The 15,920-nt window shown below is 71.1% G+C and carries 20 protein-coding genes; 13 read left to right on the forward strand and 7 right to left on the reverse strand.

The window, feature by feature from the left end:
- Positions 1-133 precede the first annotated feature (133 nt).
- Both ABIA32_RS29565 and ABIA32_RS29570 read right to left on the reverse strand, forming a co-directional pair.
- The gene (locus ABIA32_RS29565) at positions 134-1,786 is read right to left on the reverse strand and encodes a hypothetical protein (protein WP_370102052.1); all 1,653 of its coding nucleotides are present in this window, start codon (positions 1,784-1,786) and stop codon (positions 134-136) included.
- Between the two features lie 28 nt (positions 1,787-1,814).
- Positions 1,815-2,009: a hypothetical protein gene (locus ABIA32_RS29570; protein WP_037606139.1), complete on the reverse strand. Its 195-nt coding sequence runs from the start codon at positions 2,007-2,009 to the stop codon at positions 1,815-1,817.
- A gap of 259 nt (positions 2,010-2,268) precedes the next feature.
- On the opposite strand from ABIA32_RS29570, the gene ABIA32_RS29575 reads away from it, so the two are divergent.
- From ABIA32_RS29575 to ABIA32_RS29595, 5 genes are all read left to right on the forward strand, one after another.
- Entirely contained in the window at positions 2,269-2,796 is a 528-nt protein-coding gene (locus tag ABIA32_RS29575) for a DUF3291 domain-containing protein (RefSeq protein ID WP_370102055.1), read from the forward strand.
- Positions 2,789-3,169, forward strand: coding sequence for an ankyrin repeat domain-containing protein (locus ABIA32_RS29580; protein WP_370102058.1), 381 nt, complete (start codon positions 2,789-2,791; stop codon positions 3,167-3,169). The genes ABIA32_RS29575 and ABIA32_RS29580 overlap by 8 nt, the downstream gene beginning before the upstream one ends.
- 45 nt (positions 3,170-3,214) lie before the next feature.
- A complete protein-coding gene (locus ABIA32_RS29585) occupies positions 3,215-3,760 on the forward strand; it encodes a GNAT family N-acetyltransferase (RefSeq protein ID WP_370102061.1) in 546 nt (181 codons plus the stop codon).
- A gap of 74 nt (positions 3,761-3,834) precedes the next feature.
- Positions 3,835-4,392: a DoxX family protein gene (locus tag ABIA32_RS29590; protein WP_370102064.1), complete on the forward strand. Its 558-nt coding sequence runs from the start codon at positions 3,835-3,837 to the stop codon at positions 4,390-4,392.
- 59 nt (positions 4,393-4,451) lie between these two features.
- On the forward strand, positions 4,452-4,922 hold the full coding sequence (locus ABIA32_RS29595; protein ID WP_370102067.1) for a DUF4442 domain-containing protein: 471 nt from the start codon (positions 4,452-4,454) through the stop codon (positions 4,920-4,922).
- Between the two features lie 28 nt (positions 4,923-4,950).
- Here ABIA32_RS29595 and ABIA32_RS29600 read toward each other — a convergent pair whose 3' ends face one another.
- Both ABIA32_RS29600 and ABIA32_RS29605 read right to left on the reverse strand, forming a co-directional pair.
- Positions 4,951-5,856 (reverse strand): serine hydrolase, encoded by a 906-nt coding sequence (locus ABIA32_RS29600; RefSeq protein WP_370102070.1) that lies wholly within the window; start codon positions 5,854-5,856, stop codon positions 4,951-4,953.
- Between the two features lie 197 nt (positions 5,857-6,053).
- A complete protein-coding gene (locus ABIA32_RS29605) occupies positions 6,054-6,428 on the reverse strand; it encodes a VOC family protein (RefSeq protein ID WP_370102073.1) in 375 nt (124 codons plus the stop codon).
- A 106-nt stretch (positions 6,429-6,534) separates the two neighbouring features.
- On the opposite strand from ABIA32_RS29605, the gene ABIA32_RS29610 reads away from it, so the two are divergent.
- Positions 6,535-7,068 carry a GNAT family N-acetyltransferase gene (locus ABIA32_RS29610; RefSeq protein ID WP_370102076.1) on the forward strand — a complete coding sequence of 178 codons (534 nt, stop codon included), beginning with the start codon at positions 6,535-6,537 and terminating at the stop codon, positions 7,066-7,068.
- Between the two features lie 60 nt (positions 7,069-7,128).
- Positions 7,129-7,731 carry a hemerythrin domain-containing protein gene (locus ABIA32_RS29615; RefSeq protein WP_370102079.1) on the forward strand — a complete coding sequence of 201 codons (603 nt, stop codon included), beginning with the start codon at positions 7,129-7,131 and terminating at the stop codon, positions 7,729-7,731.
- A gap of 54 nt (positions 7,732-7,785) precedes the next feature.
- Here the strand turns inward: ABIA32_RS29615 and ABIA32_RS29620 are convergent, their stop codons facing one another.
- Entirely contained in the window at positions 7,786-8,304 is a 519-nt protein-coding gene (locus ABIA32_RS29620; protein ID WP_370102082.1) for a hypothetical protein, read from the reverse strand.
- A gap of 187 nt (positions 8,305-8,491) precedes the next feature.
- Between ABIA32_RS29620 and ABIA32_RS29625 the strand changes: the two genes are divergently transcribed.
- Complete coding sequence (locus tag ABIA32_RS29625) at positions 8,492-8,773, forward strand: isoamylase early set domain-containing protein (protein ID WP_370102085.1); 282 nt, start codon at positions 8,492-8,494, stop codon at positions 8,771-8,773.
- Here the strand turns inward: ABIA32_RS29625 and ABIA32_RS29630 are convergent.
- Together ABIA32_RS29630 and ABIA32_RS29635 are read right to left on the reverse strand one after the other, a co-directional pair.
- Complete coding sequence (locus ABIA32_RS29630) at positions 8,740-9,711, reverse strand: ROK family protein (RefSeq protein ID WP_370102112.1); 972 nt, start codon at positions 9,709-9,711, stop codon at positions 8,740-8,742. The genes ABIA32_RS29625 and ABIA32_RS29630 overlap by 34 nt on opposite strands.
- Positions 9,708-10,718 (reverse strand): LacI family DNA-binding transcriptional regulator, encoded by a 1,011-nt coding sequence (locus ABIA32_RS29635; protein WP_370102088.1) that lies wholly within the window; start codon positions 10,716-10,718, stop codon positions 9,708-9,710. The genes ABIA32_RS29630 and ABIA32_RS29635 overlap by 4 nt, the downstream gene beginning before the upstream one ends.
- 226 nt (positions 10,719-10,944) lie before the next feature.
- Here ABIA32_RS29635 and ABIA32_RS29640 point away from each other — a divergent pair, with 226 nt between their 5' ends.
- The 5 genes from ABIA32_RS29640 to ABIA32_RS29660 all read left to right on the forward strand — a co-directional run bounded on the left by ABIA32_RS29640 (position 10,945) and on the right by ABIA32_RS29660 (position 15,817).
- Positions 10,945-13,446 carry an RICIN domain-containing protein gene (locus tag ABIA32_RS29640; protein ID WP_370102090.1) on the forward strand — a complete coding sequence of 834 codons (2,502 nt, stop codon included), beginning with the start codon at positions 10,945-10,947 and terminating at the stop codon, positions 13,444-13,446.
- 159 nt (positions 13,447-13,605) lie between these two features.
- Positions 13,606-13,854 carry an SCO4226 family nickel-binding protein gene (locus ABIA32_RS29645; RefSeq protein WP_370102093.1) on the forward strand — a complete coding sequence of 83 codons (249 nt, stop codon included), beginning with the start codon at positions 13,606-13,608 and terminating at the stop codon, positions 13,852-13,854.
- A 108-nt stretch (positions 13,855-13,962) separates the two neighbouring features.
- Positions 13,963-14,655, forward strand: a complete 693-nt coding sequence (locus ABIA32_RS29650) for an HAD family hydrolase (protein ID WP_370102095.1) — start codon at positions 13,963-13,965, stop codon at positions 14,653-14,655.
- Between the two features lie 26 nt (positions 14,656-14,681).
- A complete protein-coding gene (locus ABIA32_RS29655; RefSeq protein ID WP_370102098.1) occupies positions 14,682-15,131 on the forward strand; it encodes an NUDIX domain-containing protein in 450 nt (149 codons plus the stop codon).
- A gap of 230 nt (positions 15,132-15,361) precedes the next feature.
- Entirely contained in the window at positions 15,362-15,817 is a 456-nt protein-coding gene (locus tag ABIA32_RS29660; protein ID WP_370102101.1) for a nuclear transport factor 2 family protein, read from the forward strand.
- Positions 15,818-15,920 lie beyond the last annotated feature (103 nt).

Below are 15,920 nucleotides of genomic sequence, written 5' to 3' on the forward strand. Positions count from 1 at the left end.
CCAAAAGGTGGCCAAAGGGTGACCTGGTGACCTGCGGGCAGGCCGATGCCCCCGGGCCAAGGAGGGCTGTCGGGGGCATCGTTGACGGCTGGTCAGAACCGGTGCGCAGAGCAGGGCCGAGCGGCGGCACCGCTCAGAGGAAGCGCGGGGCCTCCGTCGGCATCGGCGGGACCGGTGGGATGGGCGGCACCTCGATCGGGGAGAGCTCCGAGAGGTCCGACAGGTCCGACAGATCCGGCAGGCTCCGGGCGGCGGCGTCCAGGGACGAGAGGTCCTTGCTCAGCGACAGCTCGGCCGTGCTCTCGGTGCGGGTGTCCGCGTGGGGGAGCAGGGCGATGACCGCGTCGCGCTGGTCGGTCGGCGCGTCCTCGTCCAGGGGGTCCGGGGTGGCCGGGACCTGGAGGCGGACCGGGGCGGCGTTGCCGAGGCGGGCGTAGCCGCGGCCGGGCGGGGTGTGGCTGGACGGGGTGATGTCCAGCGGCGTGCCCAGCGCGTCCAGGGCCAGCTCGGGGCTGAGCGGACCGAGCACCACGCGAGCCCGGCAGCCGCTGCGCAGGTTGGGCCGGATCCGCTCCAGCGCGTCGAGCCGATCCACCACGACGACCGTCACGTGCGCCGTCCTGCCGTGCCGCAGCGGGGTCTCCAGGAGCTCCTGCGGGTCCGGACGGCCCTCCGCGTGCGCGAGTTCGCTCAGCTCGGAGGGGTGGTCCAGGAGCAGCCAGAGCGGGCGCAGCGTGTCCGCGGGCGGCATGACGCCGGAGCGCTTGGCCTGGTTGTGCGCGTCGAGCCGCCGCTGCGTCTCGGTCGCCGCCCATTCCAGCGCGGCGAGCGCGCCGTGCAGGCTGGTCTCGACCGTGTGCACGCCCGGACGTCCGACCAGGCAGGCGTGTTCGCCGGTGCCCGCGCCGTCGATGACGACGACGTCGCCGTGCTGCAGCGCCTGGAGCGCCAGTGAGCGCAGCAGGGTCGAGGTGCCGAAGCCGTGCGCGCCGAGCCCGAGCAGGTGCGGCTCGGCGGAGCGCGGCCCGGTGCGCCAGAGCACCGGCGGCTGGTGCGCCTGCCCGCCGTCCTGACGGACCGGGATCATGCGGTTGGTGCTGGTCGTGTCGGTGAAGCCGAGCACCAGCTCGCCCGCCGCGGTGACGAAGGTCTGCGCGGCGATGTCGCCGGGCAGCGGCGGCAGCGCCACGACCTGGAGGCGGTTGACCTCCTCGTCCCAGACGAAGCGGTACTCGCGACTGCGGCCCACCTTGCCGTGGATCACCTGCTCGATCCGGGCCCGGGACTGGGGCTCGGTGTCGGTGAAGTAGGCGGGGTAGCGCAGGTCCAGCGAGATCAGCCGGCCCTCCTCGTCGAACTCCCAGCTGCTGAACGCCTCTTTGAAGTCGCCGCCGTGCGCGTAGAGCGGGTTCGGGTCCGACTCGTGGACGAGATAGGGCGTCAGCGCGGTGTAGATCGCGGCGAGTTTGAGGTTGCTGGTGTCCGGCGCGGGTGGCGGCGGGACGACGCGGACGCGGCCGGCCCAGGCGGCGCTGCCCATCAGCGTGAGCAGTGCCAGCAGGGGGCCGTAAGGCAGCAGCGCGACGGCGGCGACCACGGCGACCACCAGGAAGAGCGCCGGGCCGCGCTTGTCCTTGGGGGTGTTGGCCCACCAGTTCTTCGCCCACGCCGCATGGGCCCGCAGGCCGCGGCCGATCGTGATCAGGGGGCCGAACATGTCGGCGGCGTGGTCGCCGGCGGTGCGGGCGAAATCGCGGCCGCGGGCTAGGTGCTCGGTGAAGGTCATCGGGTGCTCCGGGGCAGGTGCGGGCGCGTCAGAACTTGATGCCGCCGAGCAGGCTGGCCAGGCTGGCTCCGCCGGCCTTGATGCTGGGGGCGATCGCGGTACCCGCGAGATAGAAACCGAAGAGGGCGCACACCAGAGCGTGTGAAAGCTTGAGGCCGTCCTTGCGGAAGAACAGGAACACGATGATTCCCAGCAGGACGACTCCGGAGACGGAGAGGATCACGAGGGGCTCCTCGTAGTAGGGACAGCGGTCTGGGAGGCCTGGTGGGACAGGCACTCGTCACACAACGTCTCACTATCGTGACAAAAAGTAATAAGTAATGGATAGCAGCAAATGGGTGGTTTTGCCGGGTGCGTTCCCCCTCGCAGGCGATCGTGTCCCGTGCGGCCCGCTGTGGGGCGGCGGCGCGCGGGTGGTTCGCCCGGATGGCTGACACCCGGACGGACGCCGCGTTGTCCCCCGCAGCGGGTAGGGTGCGCGGATGACCGCTGACGGGGGGAACATGACGAACTGGCATCTGGCCCAGGTGAACATCGCCCGAATGAAGGACGCGCTCGACAGCCCGGTGATGGCCGACTTCGTCGCCGGGCTGGACCCGGTCAACGCCGCGGCGGAGACGGCCGACGGCTACGTCTGGCGGCTTCAGGGGGAGGGCAACGACGCCACCTCGCTGCGGTTCATGGACGACCCGTGGCTGATCGTCAACATGTCCGTCTGGCGGGACCACTCAGCGCTCTTCGAGTTCGTCTACAGCACGGATCACCGGCCGTTCCTGAAGCGTCGCCGGGAGTGGTTCGAGCGGATGCAGGAGGCGGTGACCGTCCTGTGGTGGGTTCCGGCGGGGCACGAGCCGACCGTCGGGGAGGCCGAGCAGCGGCTGACCGCGCTCCGGACGAACGGACCGACCCCGTACGCTTTCACCTTCGGCGACCCCTTCCCGAGTCCGGAGGAGGTCGGCGCGAGTGACGAGGCCGTCGAAGCTGTCGAGAAGGTGAGTGCAGATGACTGACGAGATCGACCCTGAGGTCGTGGAGCTGGCAGGCAAGGTCTTCGACCTGGCCCGCGCGGGGGATGCGGCCGGGCTGGCCGCCTACGTCGACGCCGGCGTCCCGGCCGACCTGACCAACGAGAAGGGCGACTCCCTGCTGATGCTGGCCGCGTACCACGGCCACCCGGACGCGGTCCGCGCCCTGCTGGACCGCGGCGCCGACGCCGACCGCGCGAACGACCGGGGCCAGACGCCGCTGGCGGGCGCGGTCTTCAAGGGCGCGGCCGACGTCGTCGCGGCACTGCTGGCCGCCGGCGCGGACCCGGACGCCGGCCAGCCGTCCGCGCGGCAGACCGCGCAGATGTTCGGGCGCACGGACCTGCTCGGCGGCTGACGGTCGGCTGGCCGGGGTGTCGGTGGCGCTGGTTAGGATCCCTTCGTGGAGATACGAATCGTGGGGTACGGACACCCCGATGCGCAGCTGCTGATGGCCGAGGTCCAGCAGGAGTACGTCCGCCGCTACGGGGACGGCGACGCCACCGTCCTCGACGAGGCCGAGTTCGAACGGCCGAACGGCATCTTCGCCGTCGCCTACGACGCCGCCGGGACCCCCCTCGGCACGGCCGCCTGGCGCGCGCAGGAGGGCGGCGAGATCGGCCTGGCCGACGGGGACGCCGAGATCAAGCGGATGTACACACGCGCCCAGGCGCGCGGCCGTGGCGTGGCCCGGCGGATGCTGCGGTTCCTGGAGGAGGACGCCCGCCGGGCGGGCCGCCGCCGGATGGTGCTCGAGACGGGCGACCAGCAGCCGGAGGCGCTGGCCCTGTACGAGGCCGAGGGCTACCTGCCGATCGTGAAGTTCGGCTACTACCGCGAGTACGAGTCGGCGATCTGCCTCGGCAAGGACCTGCGCCCGTCCGAGCCCGCGCCCGCGCGTGGCGACGCGGACGCCGACGCTGCCGAGTACGCCGCCCGCCCGGCCTAACCGGAGCGGCAGCCGGGGCCTCCTTCCGCGAACACTGGAGTTGTCCGCTGTTCGGCTCCCGGAAGGACCCCGCCATGCCCTGCCTCCACCGCAAGGACCTCGGACTGCTGGCGCTGCGCCTCGGCACCGGCGGCGTCCTCTTCGCGCATGGCGCACAGAAGCTCTTCGGCTGGTTCGGCGGCGGCGGCATCCAGGGCACCGCGAAGGGGATGGAGGCCATGGGCTTCCATCCGGGCGACCAGAGCGCGATCGCGGCAGGGCTCGGCGAGGCCGGCGGCGGCCTGCTGCTCGCCCTCGGCATCGCCACTCCGGCGGCGGGCGCGGCGGCGGCCGGCGCGATGGCCGGCGCGGTCGCGGTGCACCGTCCGGCCGGTTTCTTCAACACCGCGGGCGGCTACGAGTACCCGGCCTTCCTCGGCTTCGTCGCCGCCGGCCTCGGCATCTCCGGCCCCGGCCGCTACTCCCTCGACCACCTGACGCGGCACAGGCTGGACCGCTCGACCATGGTCCTCCTCGCCTTCGCCGGCAGTGCGGCCGCAGCGGCCGCCGTCGTCGGCCGCCGCGAGGCTGCCCTCGCCGCGCAGGCCGAAGCCGCAGCGGCAGAGCCGGAGGGAACAGCCGGCTCGGCGTGAGGGCCCTGCCGAATGGAGGCACTTTGGCACGGAAGCTACTGGCGGGTAATATCGCCGCCATGACTCAAGCCATGCCGTCCATCGCGGAACTGCTCCCGGCCACCGTTCCCATGGTCCGGACCCTGAACCTGACCTTCGACGAGTGCACGGCCACCCGCGCCGTGCTCCGCCTGCCGGACCAGCCCGACTTCCACAATCACGTCGGCGGCCCTCACGCGGGCGCCATGTTCACCCTGGCCGAGTCCGCGAGCGGCGCGATCGTCCTCGCCGCCTTCAGCGACCAGCTCTCCCGCGCGGTGCCCCTGGCCGTGGACGCCAGCATCGCCTACAAGAAGCTGGCCATGGGCGAGGTCACCGCGACCGCCGAGCTGGGCCGCCCCGCGAGCGAGGTCGTCGCCGAGCTCGACGCGGGGATACGTCCGGTGTTCCCGGTCGAGGTGACGATCCGTCGCGCCGACGGCGAGATCACCGGCGAGATGACCATCACCTGGACCCTGCGTCCGAACCGACCCGCCGAGCAGGGGAGATGACAGCACGCGCTTGGGCAGGGCGAGGACTTCAGGCCCCCGTGTCCTGTAGTGCGGTAACGGCCCGCGCGGTGACGGCGCCGATGGCGCGGCTGATCGCGGCGTCGTCCGAGCCAGGCCGGGATCGAGTGAAAACAGCGGCGGCATATTGGCGGCCGTCGGGATAGGAGATCACGCCGATCTCGTTCCGGATCACGCCGACCAGGCTGCCGCTCTTGGCCGCGACCCGTACTGGCAGCCGGAACCCGCTCGCGATCCGGTGCCGGGTCAACTGCCTGGCCATCACGGCGCGCACACGTTCGCACGCGGCGGCTGGGCCCGCTTGGTCCGTCCAGATCAGCCGCAGTAGGTCGACCATGTCGCGAGGGGTGGTTCGGGTCCCCCGCGACGGGTCCAAGGCGCGGGAGGCGAGGAGTCTCTCGTCGGCCTGCGCCATTTCGTCTGCCGATGCGCCGGCTGCCCAGGCCAGCGAGTCATTCCAGCTTGCACAGCCGATGTCCTGGCCGATGGAGTCGAGCATGGTCTGAAGGTCGGACTCGATCACAGTGCCGGTCAGCCCGAGCCGCGTCGCTGTCGCGTTGAGCGCGTCAACGCCGACTCGCCGCAGCAGCGCGTCGGTGGTGTGGTTGTCGCTGATGGTGAGCATCAGGACGACCATGTCCCGCCATGAGAGCACGGCATCATCGAGGAAGAGCGAGATCCCGACCGGGCCGGGCGTTCGGTCGGCGACACTCAGCGTCACCCGCTCGCACGGGTCCAACTGGCCTTCGGCGAACGAGGCTTCTGCCTCCAGGGCGATCTGCACCTTGACCACCGAGGCTGGGACCACAGGCTCATCGGCATGCAGGCCGAACTCGGCATCGCCTTCCAGCGGCTGGACGCATAATGCGCCCTCACAGCCAGCCTGTTCGAAAATATCTCGAATGTCGTCCGTCATGCGTCGATTCTGTCAGCACCGAGGCGGGCGCCGTATATCTCCGTGTCGGGCTTCACGCCTTGGATGGCGATCACGGCACGCGAGTGTCCAGCAGAGGTGATGGATCGTCAAGGGCTCACGGTGGCAACAAGAGTGCCGACGGTTTGTCTCCGATCGACCGTCGCAGCGGATCCCGGACATGCTGAGCGCCCCTCATGTCAGGGCAGCTGCGTCATGGACAGGGTGTTGCCGTCAGGATCGTTGAACCAGGCCACCCGCGCGCCGCTGGGAGCGGTCCACACGCCGCGTTCGTCCTGGCCCATCCCCTCGTAGCGATGGAAGCCGACGCCGCGCGACGCGAGGTCGTCGACGGCCGCGTTCAGATCCGGGACGGTCCAGCCGAGGACGGTGTACGGCGCTGCGGCCACCGCCTCCACGGCGGTGATCCGCAGCGTGGCCCCACCTGCGGCGGCGACCAGCGCGTAAGGCCGCTCGTCGTGCAGAGTCAGGCCGATCACTTCGCCGTAGAAGCGCTGGGCGCGGTCGAGGTCGGTGACGGCGACGAACGCGACCAGTGCTGCGGAATCCTCCACTGAACCTCCAGCGCCACGCGCAGGTACAGGAGTCGACTCCTGCGATGCTATCGGCGCCGAGGGCCGGGCGCAGTGGAGGCAGCCAGGCCGGGCTAGCCTGAACGTCATGGCTGATCACGTTCACCTGCGCCCCGTCGCCCAGAAGGATCTTGATCTCTTCGAGCGCCTTTACGAGGACCCTGCGGAAGCTGGGGAGCTCGGCTTCTTCGGCTATCGCAACCCTGGGCAGCTCCGTCGGCAGTGGGCGGAGCAGGGTTTCCTCTCCAGCCAAGGCGGGCGTCTCGCCGTCGTCGGTGAAGACGACCGGTTCATCGGGGAGGTGCAGTGGCACGAGGTGATGCAGGGCCCGGGCTCCCCGTGCTGGAACATCGGCATCTCGCTGCTGGCCGCCGAGCGGGGCAAGGGCTACGGACAGCGTGCCCAGCGCCTTCTCGCCGAATATCTCTTCGCTCACACGAAGGCAAATCGCGTCGAGGCCAGCACAGAGATCGCAAACGTCGCCGAGCAGCACGCGCTTGAGCGGGCGGGTTTCACACGCGAGGGTGTGCTGCGCGGCGCCTGCTTCCGGGGCGGCATCTGGCGCGACATGGTCATCTACTCGGTGCTGCGAGCCGAGCTCGTCGCGGCGGAACAGGTGTGATCGGGCCCGGACGGGGCACAAGGCGGGACAGAGGGGGCTTCGTGGAGCGAGGAGCTTCTGATGATCGAGACCAATATCGCGCGCGACCGCGCCGAGGGTGACCTGCTCGACCTGCTGGCCGCCGACCACGAGGACGCGGCGCGCATGTTCAGTGCCTTTATCGGGATCCCCATCGGTGACCCCGAGCGCAAGGAGCTGATGGACCGCATCACCGCCCTGCTCGTGGCCCATGCCGCGATCGAGGAGACGTACCTCTACCCGAACATCAGGGAGCGGACCGAGGACGGCGCGGAGCCGGCGCGACAGGGTCTCGACACCCACGCGGAGGCGGAGGTACTGCTGCGCAGGATCGCCCCGCTGGACGCGCACGCGCCCGGGTTCGACCGGCTTGTGGCCGTGCTGCACGAGCACGTGTCCGGCCACATGCACTGGGAGGAGGCGCGGCTCTTCCCGATGCTGCGCGAGTCACTCGGGCAGGGCGAGTTGGACCGGCTCGGCGCGCAGGCGCGGGCCCTGCGGCTGACCGCGCCGACACGGCCGCAGCCGCACCCGGGCGTCGAGCCACCGGCGGACCACTTCCGGCCGCCGGAGCTGAGCGCGGCCGGACGGCTGCGCTACCTGCTCACCCCGGCGGGCGGCTGGAACCGGCTGCTGCCGCACTGACCCGCACTGACCCGCACTGACCGGCACCGACCCGCGCTGACCCGCCGGACGGCGTCAGGCGGCCAGGTGGTGGCTGGCCACGAAGGCGTAGTACGTGGTCACGCTCCTGCGGTAGGCGTCGAAGGTGCCGTGCACGGCCGCGTCGTAGGCCGGCGTGGCGCGGACCACCGCGCGCGGCTGGGCCAGGCGGACGACCCGGTGGACGCGGTCGATCGCTTTGACCGTGCCCGCCGGCACCGTCACCTCCCGGCCGAAGATCCACGGGCCGGTCTTCACGTCGAGGCGCGCCGCGCCCTCCGTCTCGACGGCCGAGGCGACTGAGCCGACCCGTCCGTCGGTGGCCTCAACGCGGTAGCCGATCAGGTCGGCGTCCTGGTGGTGCCAGGCGTCGGGCCGGTAGCTCCACAGCGGGTCGATCTCGTCGTCGGCCGCTTCGGCGGTCGGCGGCTCGTCGGGCTCGCCCTCGGCTCGCGGATGGTCCTGGGCGTGGAGATTCTGCTGTGAGGTGCCGTCCCGTTCGGCGTCGGGTTCCTCGCCCGAGGCCGGCGGCATGGGCCGGGCAGTGCTGGACATCGGGACCTCCTCCCGCTCACCCCTCCCTCCTGCCCCTGCCCCACGGCCTGCCGCGCAAACCGGAAGCTCAGACCGACCGGCCACGTCAGCCGAACAGGCGATTGACCCGAAGCGCCCGCGTGCCGACGTCTTCGTGGAGCGGTATCGATCGCAGCAGACCGGTCACCCGTCACCCGAGGGAGAAGCCATGCTGGAGCGCACCCAGACCGACGACAACAACCGGACCCAGATCACCTTCGTGCTGCCGCCCGACCACCCGGCGGGTGAGGTGAGCGTCGTCGGCGACTTCAACAACTGGCAGCCGGGCGCGCACCCGCTGCTGGCGCGGACCGACGGCTACCGCGCGGTCCGGGTCGCGCTTCCGGCCGGCGAGCGGCTGAGCTTCAGGTATCTCGCCCATGGCGACTACTGGTTCGACGACGAGACCGCCGACGCTCACGACGGCAGGAACGGCATCCTGCACACCTGACCCGTCTCCCTTCGGGCCAGCAGCGCCGCGCCGAGGCAGGCCGCGGTGGCGCCCAGCTGAGCGGGCTGCAGGTCGGGCAGGGTGGGGACGCCGAGGCGGCGGGCGAGTGCGTCGTGGAGCCGGTCGAGGTGGCCGACGTCGACACCCTGGAGCAGTGGGCCGCCGAGGACGAGGCGACGCGGGTCGAGCAGGGCGATGACCGGGCCCAGACCGGCCGCCAAGGCGTCGACGGCGGCGGCCCGAGCGGCCTCGGCGGCACTGTCCGAGCCCGGCCGCCGGAGGATCTCCGGCGCCGTGAGCCCGGGCGGCCCTCCGGCCTCCCGGTACTGCCGGACCAGCGCCGGCGCGCCCGCCAGGCTCTCGACGCATCCCCGCAGGCCACAGCCGCACAGCGGGCCGTCCGGTCGGACGACCACGTGCCCGATCTCGCCCGCCCGCCCGTGGCCGCCCGCCAGCACGCGGCCGTCCAGCACCGTCGCCGCCGCGACGCCGTCGCCGAGGGAGACGTAGAGGAACGACCGGCAGCCCCGCCCCGCGCCGAACCGCGCCTCGGCGAGGGCGGCGGCCCGGACGTCGTGCCCGAGGACGACGGGGATGCCCAGCTCCTCCGCCAGCCAGTGCGGAAACGGGATGTCCCGCCAGCGCAGGTTGGCCGAGAAGAGGGCCAGGCCCGACGCCTCGTCCACGAGTCCGGGCACGACCACCCCGGCCGCGTCCGGGGCGAAGCGGCGGGTCAGGTCCGTCGCACCGGCCAGAACGGCGTCCACCACCGCGGCCACCCCGTGCTCGGCCTCGGTCGGCAGGGTCGCGCGGTACAGCCAGGCGCCGTCCGCCGCAAGGATGCCGACCTCGATCCGCGGGCCGTCGACGTGCAGACCGAGGACCCGGCCGGTGGAGCCTTGACGTCGCCCGGAGCCCAGCAGTCGCGCGGCGCTCAGCCCGACGTCCGGGGAGCGGGCCCGCTGCTCTCGCGCACGATCAGCTCGGGGCGCAGCAACTGCAGCGCGTTGGTGGGGCTCTGGGACTCGGCGAGGGCGCGCAGCAGCAGTTCGATCGCCTGCCTGGCCATCTCCCGCTTGGGGATCGCCACCGTGGTCAGCGCCGGGTGGGTGACCCTGACCTCGGGGTTGTCGTCGTGGCCGACGACGGAGAGGTCGGCCGGAACCGAGCGGCCGAGGACCCGGGCCGCCTCGAGCGCGCCGAGCGCGAGCACGTCATGGGTGGCGAAGAGCGCCGTGGGGGAGGGGGCGGCGCTCAGCGCCGCGCAGGCGGCGGCGAAGCCGCCCGCCGGGGTCGGCTCGGGGGCCAGGTGCACCGCCCTGTCGGGGACGGCCAAGCCGTCGGCCGCGAACGCGCGCCGGAAGCCCTCGACCCGGACCGTGTGCGCGGGGCTGGCCAGCACGGCGACGCGTTCGTGGCCGAGGGCGCGCAGGTGGCGTCCCGCGAGGTAGCCGGCCAGCTCGTAGTCGATGGTGACCACGGGGAAGCGGTCGGGCGCCTCCGTCTCCCACGCGCACAGGACCACGGGGAAGCGCGCGTCGGCGAGCAGCGGGAGATGGTCGATCAGATCCCGGTCACCGGCGATCAGCAGCGCGTCGACGTTGCGGCTGGAGAGGCCGGCCAGCTGTCGGCGAGCACGCTCGCCGTCGAGGCGGGTGGTGCAGAGCAGCAGGTGGTAGCCGTTGCGTTCGAGGACGTCCTCGACCTCCTCGACGACCTCCGAGTAGAAGGAGCTGGCCACGGTGGGCACGAAGAGGCCGACGGTCTTGGTGGTGCCGGTCGCCAGGGAGCGCGCGACCAGGTTCGGCGTGTAGCCGAGCTCGTCGATCGCCTCGCGGACGCGGGCCGCGGTGGTCGGGCGGACCCTGACCCGGCCGCTGATGACGTTGGAGACGGTCTGCTTGGTGACCCCGGCCCGCTCGGCCACGTCCTGCATCGTCGCCATGGCTGTTCAGGCTCCCGGTCTCCCTGGTCTTACCGATCAACTGGTTTTACCGATCAAGCGAATGTCCCTGAAACCTAGGCTCACCTGCTTCAAGGTGTCAAGAAGTGCCCACGAAACAGCGGAAGTGTTGGTCGGCACTCTTGTTTTACCGGTCCAATTGGTCCTACTGTCCGAGCCGCAGCCGGCGCGGCGTCGCAGGGGCGTCCCCGGCAGAGAGGGAGTCACTGTGTCAGCTCCTCGAACACTCGTCGGCGCGGCAACTGCGCTGACACTCGCCCTGGGCGGCGGCGGCACGGCTGCGGCGTCCACCGCGCACGCGTCGACCGTGTCCACCGCGCACGCGTCCGCCGCGGCGACCCCGGGCTCGGCCACGTACACCGTCACGATCGGGACGACCGGGTCGTACGCGTATCCGGACGACACCCCGGCCGGCGCATACGTCGACAAGGACGGCACGTTCTACTTCCAGCAGTCGCACTCGCTCTACGGCGCGACCGACTCGCGGCAGTGGCAGTTCTACACCGGCACCACCTTCGACAACGCCACCGCCGACGCGACGCTGAACAACGCGGTCAACTCGGCCAACAAGAACGACAAGAACGGCGACACCACCTGGCGCTGCAACAACAGCCCGACCGGCCTGAGTGCGACCTCCGCGCCGTCCGGCTCCGGCTACTCGCAGCCCAACTACTGCGACCTGGTGGGCACCTGGGTCGACCCGGACACCGGGGACTGGTACGGCCTGGTCCACAACGAGTTCACCCCGCAGCCCTTCGGCGACGGCCTGCACTACGACGCCATCGACTACGCCGTCTCCAAGGACCAGGGCCACACCTGGTCCATCAAGGGCCACGCGCTCACCTCGCCCTACAGCACCAAGCGGGGCGACACCGCTGCCTTCCCGAACCAGACCTACGACTACGGGGACGGCGACCAGCGCCTCTTCGTGGACTCGGCGTCGGGCTACTTCTACGTCTACTACGGCTCCCGGATCGTCCCCAAGGGCGGTGTCGGCGGCAGCACGGGCGGCCTGGCCCACGTCGCCCGTGCGCCGATCTCCGGCAAGATGGCCACCGGTACCTGGCAGAAGTGGTACAATGGCGCCTGGACCCAGCCCGGCGTCGGCGGCCTGGAGAGCAACATGGTCCCGGCCACCTCCACGGCCCCGAACGGGTACACCCCCGTCTCCGGCGACTACAACCCGGCCAACACCGGCACCGTGGACCAGCAGGTCACGGCGGGGCTGCTGCCCGCGAAGTCGGACCTCTTCATCATGAACATCGCCTACGACGCCTACCTCGGCCTCTACATCGGCGAGCCCGAGGTCGTCTCCGGCACCGCGCCGCAGCGTTACTACGTCACCGACGACCTCTCCACGCAGAAGTGGTACCTGGCGGGGGACTCCGGCAGCTACACCTCCGGCTCCTGGTACCGCTGGTTCGTCGACAGCGCGAACCGGACCAACTCCACGATCATCGGCAAGAGCTTCCGCTCCTACTGCTCGATCGCCTGTCACAGCTCGGACGGCGAGTACGCCGACGAGACGGTGGACTCCAGCTCCCCGGCCGCGCCCGTCTTCGACCCGAGCAAGACCTACCGCATCGCCAGCGGCGACGGCCGGGTCCTCGCACAGTCCGCCACCGGCTCCGCGACCACCTCGCTGGCCTCGCCGACCGGCGCCGCAAGCGAGGCCTGGAGCTTCGTCGGCAACGGCGACGGCTCGTACCAGGTCGTCAACGCCGGCAGCGGGCAGCTGCTCGGGGTCGATTCCAGCGTGACCGCGGGCCGGGCCTGGGGCGCCGCCCCGACCGTCACGGCGGCGGGCGCGAACGGGCCCAGCGTCGGGCAGCAGTGGTTCGTCGTCCCCAGCGGCGGCGCGTACCGGCTGGTCAACCGCTACAGCGGGCTGGTCGTCGGCCTCAGCGGCAGCACCGGCCGGCTCAGCGAGACGACGCCCGCCCGCTACTGGACCGACACGACCGGCAGCTCGGTCGGCGCGGGGCGGACCGCCGCCGAGCAGACGCTCACCATGACGGCGGTCGGCTCGACCTCCGGCACGGTCACGGTCAGCCCGATCGGCGCGCAGAGCTGGACCGCGGGTACGTCCGTCTCGCTCCAGGTCAGCGCGAGCTCCAGCTCTGGCCAGCCGCTCTCCTACGCGGCGACCGGCCTGCCGGCCGGCGTCACGATCGACGCGGGCACCGGGCTGATCTCCGGCCCGCCCACCACCGCGGGCAGCGGTTCCGCGACGGTCACGGTGACCTCGGGGACGGCCTCCGGTACGACGAGCTTCAGCTGGACGGTGGGCCAGGGCACCAGCCTCAACGGCCCGCACACCCTGGTCACCGGCGGCAAGGCGCTGGACGACCCGAACCACAGCAAGAGCGCGGGGACGCAGCTGATCACCTGGGCCGCGAACGGCGGCGCCAACCAGAGCTGGCAGTTCACCCAGCAGTCCGACGGCTCCTACCAGCTGGTCAACGCCGAGTCCGGGCTCTGCGCCGACGTCAGCGGCGGCTCGACCTCCGCCGGCGCCCAGGTGATCCAGTGGACCTGCACCGGCGGCAGCAACCAGCACTGGAAGCTGACGAAGCTGGCGAACGGCTCCTGGACCGTGACCTCGGCGAAGAGCGGCCTGCTGCTCACCACCGCCTCCACGGCTGACGGCTCGCTGGTCACCCAGCAGGCGAACACCGGTTCCGCGCTCCAGCAGTGGACGCTGGGCTGACCTGAGAGCGACCGCGTAGGCCGGGGCCGCCGTCGAGGGGACGGCGGCCCCGGCCTACGCCCGGTCGCCCGGTCGCCTGCCGGGGGCGTGCGGCGCATGCTGGTACCACAGGAAGGCCCGAGGCCGCCTCGGGCCGAGCCGAGGGAGGTGCCAGGGACCATGACGACCTTCATGGATGTCCACCGCGGGATGACCGGGATCACGGCCGAGCAGCTCGCCGCCGCGCACCAGGCCGACCTCGCCATCGAGGACGAGGAGCACGTCCACTTCAAGCAGGCCTGGGCGGACCCGGAGTCCGGCACGGTCTACTGTCTGTCGGAGGCTCCCTCGAGGGAGGCGGTCCAGCGGATCCACGAGCGGGCCGGCCACCTTGCGGACGAGATCCACCCGGTGCCGCTGATGGTCTGACCTAGGTTGACCCGGTCGTGCTGTGGACCGACCGGGCCCGAAATTCCGAGCAGGTCGGCGGGCCCCCGGATAGTCTCGCGTGGGCGGCGGGAAGATCTTGGAGGCTCGATGAGGCGCGACGGTCAGGTGCTCGTTTTCGACGCGGACGACACGTTGTGGGAGAACAACGTGCTGTTCGAGCGAGTCATCGAAAACTACCTGACCTGGGTCCAACACCCCACGCTCGACCGGCTCCAACTGCGCGCCGTCCTCAACGAGGTCCAGGCGGCCAACGCGATCACGCACGGGTACGGCAGCCGGATGCTGGTGCGCAGTCTCGGCGACTGCGTCGAGAAGCTGCGCGGCAGGCCGGCGACCGGCCAGGAGCTGGCCGAGATCGAGGAGTTGGCCGCCGCCCTGATCGACCACCGGGTGGAGCTGATCCCCGACGTCGCCGAGACGTTGGCGGCGCTCGCCGGCCGCCACACGCTGCTGATGCTGACGAAGGGCAACCCGGAGGAGCAGCGACGCAAGATCGACGCGTCGCGGTTGGCGCACCACTTCAAGGCCGTCTCCATCGTCGAGGAGAAGGACAGCGAGACATACCGCCGCTTCCTGGCGGAGCACGAACTCGCGCCCGAGACCAGCTGGATGATCGGCAACTCGCCGAAGTCGGACATCTTGCCGGCGCGGCAGGTGGGGATGAACGCCGTCTTCATCCCCAACGACCACACCTGGGTGCTCGAGCACACCGAACTCGACCCGAGCGACGGCGCGGTGCTGCACCTTCGCGCCTTCCGTGAACTCCTCGACCACTTCTGAGCATCCGCCACGGGAGGCGCGACCGCATGAGCAGCACCACCCCTGAACGCCCGGCCGAGCGGGCGCTCACCGCGCCCACGGTGTCCTGCGTCTTCGTGTGCCACGACGGCAACGGCCGCGTCCTGCTGGCCCGGCGCAGCGCGGGCGCGCGGGACGAGCCGGGTGCCTGGGATACCGGCGCCGGGGCCCTGGAGCACGGCGAGTCCTTCGAGTCGGCGGTGCGGCGCGAGGTCCGCGAGGAGTATGTGGCGGACGCGCTCGCGATCGAGACCCTGGGCGTCCGCAACATCCTGCGCGGCGAACCGGTCTCGCACTGGGTCGCGGTGCTCTTCGCCGTCGAGGTCGACCCGGCGCAGGTTGCGATCGGCGAGCCCCACAAGTTCGACGCGCTCGACTGGTTCACCCTGGACGCCCTGCCCCAGCCTCAGCACTCCCAACTCGCGGAGACGCTCGCGCTGTTCGGTGCCGCCAGGTAGCCGTTCCGCTGCCCTCCGGCTGTGCCTTTCTGTGCTTCGAATTGAGTATCCCTACTCGTGCTTGCCCACTGCCAAGACCGGACAGGCTGCGCGTCGACTCGGCTGACACCTACGGGTACCAGGCCGTCGAATTGGCTGCTGACCTGTCTGCCATTGCCTTCTGACGGGCTGCCCAACACGGGAGTTGGCCGGTCGTGGGAGAGTGATCACTAGCCGCCTGTGCGTGTTCATTGGGAGGTCTTGTGAGTCTGAGTCCGCGCGAGGTGTTTCTCCGGCTTGTGCATGGGGTCGCCGACGGGAACTTCGACGAGTTGCCTGACCTGTATGGCGAGGTCACCGATGTCCGGCATCCGATGGCGACGCCGGAGTCCGAGCCGTTGACGAGTCGGCGTGCGCTCCGGGAGCACTTCACCGTGCCGCCGGACGCTCGGGAGTCCCTGCCGAAGAGGCGGGTCGTCGATGTCGTCGTTCACGAGACCGCCGATCCTGAAGTGATCGTCGCCGAGTTCGCCTATGAGTTCAGGTTGCCGGACGAGTCCAAGACCAAGGTGCCCTGCGTCTTCGTCATGCGTATCCGGGACGGTCGGATCATCGAGTCACGCGACTACATCGACCCGATCCGTACGTACACGGCACGCGGGGACCGTGACGCCCTCATCGCGTCGTTGCGGAAGGATGTTTCGTAAGGTCCTGGCTAGTAGATTGTCGCGGCTAAGTGTCTTTCTGATTGGTGGAGTTGGGCAGAATCCTCCTGTCGCTTCCTTTCGGCCGTCAGGGGTGCCGTGTCCT

The sequence above is a fragment of the Streptacidiphilus sp. MAP12-20 genome, from assembly GCF_041262525.1.
Lineage (GTDB): Bacteria > Actinomycetota > Actinomycetes > Streptomycetales > Streptomycetaceae > Streptacidiphilus.

Excerpts from the sequence above, each read along its gene's own strand:
- ABIA32_RS29645 (WP_370102093.1), top strand. The coding sequence starts at position 13,606 with ATGACGACCTTCATGGATGTCCACCGCGGGATGACCGGGATCACGGCC.
- ABIA32_RS29565 (WP_370102052.1), bottom strand. The coding sequence starts at position 1,786 with ATGACCTTCACCGAGCACCTAGCCCGCGGCCGCGATTTCGCCCGCACC.
- ABIA32_RS29650 (WP_370102095.1), top strand. The coding sequence starts at position 13,963 with ATGAGGCGCGACGGTCAGGTGCTCGTTTTCGACGCGGACGACACGTTG.
- ABIA32_RS29575 (WP_370102055.1), top strand. The coding sequence starts at position 2,269 with ATGACCGCTGACGGGGGGAACATGACGAACTGGCATCTGGCCCAGGTG.
- ABIA32_RS29580 (WP_370102058.1), top strand. The coding sequence starts at position 2,789 with ATGACTGACGAGATCGACCCTGAGGTCGTGGAGCTGGCAGGCAAGGTC.
- ABIA32_RS29620 (WP_370102082.1), bottom strand. The coding sequence starts at position 8,304 with ATGTCCAGCACTGCCCGGCCCATGCCGCCGGCCTCGGGCGAGGAACCC.
- ABIA32_RS29600 (WP_370102070.1), bottom strand. The coding sequence starts at position 5,856 with ATGACGGACGACATTCGAGATATTTTCGAACAGGCTGGCTGTGAGGGC.
- ABIA32_RS29595 (WP_370102067.1), top strand. The coding sequence starts at position 4,452 with ATGACTCAAGCCATGCCGTCCATCGCGGAACTGCTCCCGGCCACCGTT.
- ABIA32_RS29625 (WP_370102085.1), top strand. The coding sequence starts at position 8,492 with ATGCTGGAGCGCACCCAGACCGACGACAACAACCGGACCCAGATCACC.
- ABIA32_RS29635 (WP_370102088.1), bottom strand. The coding sequence starts at position 10,718 with ATGGCGACGATGCAGGACGTGGCCGAGCGGGCCGGGGTCACCAAGCAG.
- ABIA32_RS29615 (WP_370102079.1), top strand. The coding sequence starts at position 7,129 with ATGATCGAGACCAATATCGCGCGCGACCGCGCCGAGGGTGACCTGCTC.
- ABIA32_RS29610 (WP_370102076.1), top strand. The coding sequence starts at position 6,535 with ATGGCTGATCACGTTCACCTGCGCCCCGTCGCCCAGAAGGATCTTGAT.
- ABIA32_RS29655 (WP_370102098.1), top strand. The coding sequence starts at position 14,682 with ATGAGCAGCACCACCCCTGAACGCCCGGCCGAGCGGGCGCTCACCGCG.
- ABIA32_RS29590 (WP_370102064.1), top strand. The coding sequence starts at position 3,835 with ATGCCCTGCCTCCACCGCAAGGACCTCGGACTGCTGGCGCTGCGCCTC.